This window comes from Ruminococcus sp. MCC718 (assembly GCF_018783905.1).
Lineage (GTDB): Bacteria > Bacillota > Clostridia > Lachnospirales > Lachnospiraceae > Hominisplanchenecus > Hominisplanchenecus faecis.
This window is the reverse complement of record NZ_WQNP01000125.1, coordinates 1-2,541: the sequence shown is the minus strand read 5'-3', so window position 1 is coordinate 2,541 and position 2,541 is coordinate 1. Positions and strand designations below refer to the sequence as shown.

General features: G+C 39.5%; 2 protein-coding genes. Both read right to left on the bottom strand.

Translation table 11 applies throughout. From position 1 onward, the window contains the following. Positions 1-268: 268 nt before the first annotated feature. Entirely contained in the window at positions 269-1,444 is a 1,176-nt protein-coding gene (locus GPK60_RS10935; RefSeq protein ID WP_215660050.1) for an IS91 family transposase, read from the bottom strand. Continuing rightward, positions 1,441-2,289 carry a site-specific integrase gene (locus tag GPK60_RS10930; protein ID WP_215660047.1) on the bottom strand — a complete coding sequence of 283 codons (849 nt, stop codon included), beginning with the start codon at positions 2,287-2,289 and terminating at the stop codon, positions 1,441-1,443. Before GPK60_RS10930 ends, GPK60_RS10935 begins: the two co-directional genes overlap by 4 nt. Positions 2,290-2,541: the final 252 nt, after the last annotated feature.

The following is a 2,541-nucleotide window of genomic DNA, read 5'->3' as shown; positions in this document are numbered from 1 at the left end:
AAATCGTTAAGGAAAGAATCGAAGGTGGTGCAAACGAAAAAGCAGTATGGAGACTTTTCATTAACTGCCCTTTCGTTTGCATCAATTTCGATTTTTTCTGGTTGAACAAAGCGCGTCAACTCTATATGGACTTTTAATTATGACACTCTATTTATAATAGGATAGCGTGTACACATAGAAACACATAGAATTTATAATTCAGTCCTGTATTATGACACCAGAAATAAGCCTCCCTAAGGAAGCTAAAAAAATATACAGTTATAATACGTTAACAGAGCATATGTGGTTTTGGTTTTATAAAATGTTGTTCTGTAGGCAGAGGAATAATCTTACCACCACAGGAAGAACACTTGCATATATCTTTATTATAAAGAAGACGGATAATGGCAGGTGCATCCATATCTTTCAGCTTGGAAATATATTTTTTGCAACCAAGGATGTTTCTGCATAGGGTAATCTTTTTCTTCTTATTTCTGGATGAAAGAAGACCATAGTGCCTGATACGTACAAAACGTTTTGGAGGAACATGCATTAAAAATCGACGGATAAATTCCTCGCCGGATATGGTGATCTCTTTCCAAAGCCCTTGGTTTTTGTAATCTTTAGCGGAAAAAGTAACTGTGGATTCTGTCATGTCTTTTATACGGTAGTTGCTGATAGCAATCCGGTGGGTGTATTTTCCAAGGTATCTGATGACAGAGTCGGCATCGTCAAATGGTTTCTTGCAATAAGGAATCCATTCCTTTGTATAGCAGGTATTTAACAATTCCTTGAAAGTATAGTAGTTTTTGTAAGGTGCAGCCGATCCATGAAATTCAAGCCTGTCATTTTCCCAGAGCTGCTTAAGTTCAGCCATATATTTTCCACGAAATATTTTGGAGATCACCTTAATCGGAAGAAAAAACTCTTTCCCGTTGTCTTTCCAATGATTTTTCACATCCAGCCCTCCACCAAGAACAATCGCATGGATATGAGGATGAAAATTCATGGTGCTTCCCCATGTATGGAGGATACAAATATAGCCGATATCAGTCCCAAGATATTTACTATCAGCAGCAAGTTCACTGAGAGTATCTGAAGCCGCATGATAAAGAGCAGTGTATAAGAATTTCTGGTTGCTGTAGATAATGGGATTAAGTTCTTCTGGAACTGTAAAAACTACATGGAAATAAGGAGCATCTAAGATATCCTCACGCCGTGCATCTACCCATTTTTCTTTTGGAAACTCCTGACACATAGGACAGCATCTGTCACGGCAGGAGTTATAGTGGACTGACATGCAGCCGCAGTCCTCGCATACGCTTACATTCACACCAAAGGCACCGGTTTTGCAATTCATGATGTGATAAGCGGCCTTTCGCTGAGCGGGAGAAATACTATGTGTGGATTCAAAAGATGGATAAAAACGATGAAAAACATCCTGAATCGTACAATCCTTACTCATGATTCACCACCTTCCGGGGTGTCGAACGGGCTGCGGATTCCAAGAAGTGTCTTGTTGCTCACATGAAGGTAAACATCTGTAGAGCGAGGATCAACATGTCCCAGAAGTGACTGGATATATTTTATATCTGTGCCACTTTCGAATAGGTGGCTGGCAAAACTATGACGGCACGCATGAGAGGAAACATGACGGTTAATGCCGGCGAGTTTAGCACTTTTCTTAAAGAACTGGTTAACACTGGCTATATCAAGATATCCACCGGACCAGGAACTTGGGAAAAGGATATCTTTAGGGCGACCACATTTGTACCAATACTCTGTGAGAAGGTCTAAATTTTTTTGAGACAGAATTGTATATCTGTCAATTCTGCCTTTGGTTTCACGAACATGAATTGTCATGTTGGTACGTGAAATGTCATCATAATGAAGATGAACAACCTCTGATACACGTAATCCGGAAGAATACATAGTTGCAATAATCGCTTTATGCTTCAGATTCGGAGTGGCGTCAATGATTGCATTTATTTCATCGCGGGATAGAACAGCAGGAAGATTTCGCTCTCTTTTCATAGCCGGAACAGTGTCATCATCCCAGAGAATCTTCAGCACCTTTTTATATAAGAACTTGATTGCAGACCGATAGTGATTGTGAGTTTCAGGAGACCTTCCTTCCAGACGTTTGGCAGTAAGAAAACTTTCCGCATCTTCAAGTGTAAGATCAAAAACATTTTTTCCAATCCAACGAAGGAAGTAACTGACATCAGAGCAATACAGTTGAATAGTTCTTTCACGCAGGTTACGTTTTTCCGCTTCATTGCGGATGGATTCAAAAATATCTTTATACATAATAAAACCTCCAGAATAAGTAGTGTTAATAATTACATCTACCTATTCGGAGGTGCGTTAGCGTCATAATTCCGATTGCGGAAGAGACTGGAAAATGTTATTCTTATCATAGGCAGTGGAGCTTTCTTAGTTCAGTTGTTTCGTGTGGTAACTTAACAATAACGGATTATGGAAAGTAATTCCACTGCTTTTTTAATAAAAATAAAACTGCGCCACAGCCTTGGCAGGCCATCGCGCAGCGATTTTGTTCAA

Coding starts and splice junctions, on each gene's coding strand:
- GPK60_RS10935 (WP_215660050.1), bottom strand. CDS start 1,444: ATGAGTAAGGATTGTACGATTCAGGATGTTTTTCATCGTTTTTATCCA.
- GPK60_RS10930 (WP_215660047.1), bottom strand. CDS start 2,289: ATGTATAAAGATATTTTTGAATCCATCCGCAATGAAGCGGAAAAACGT.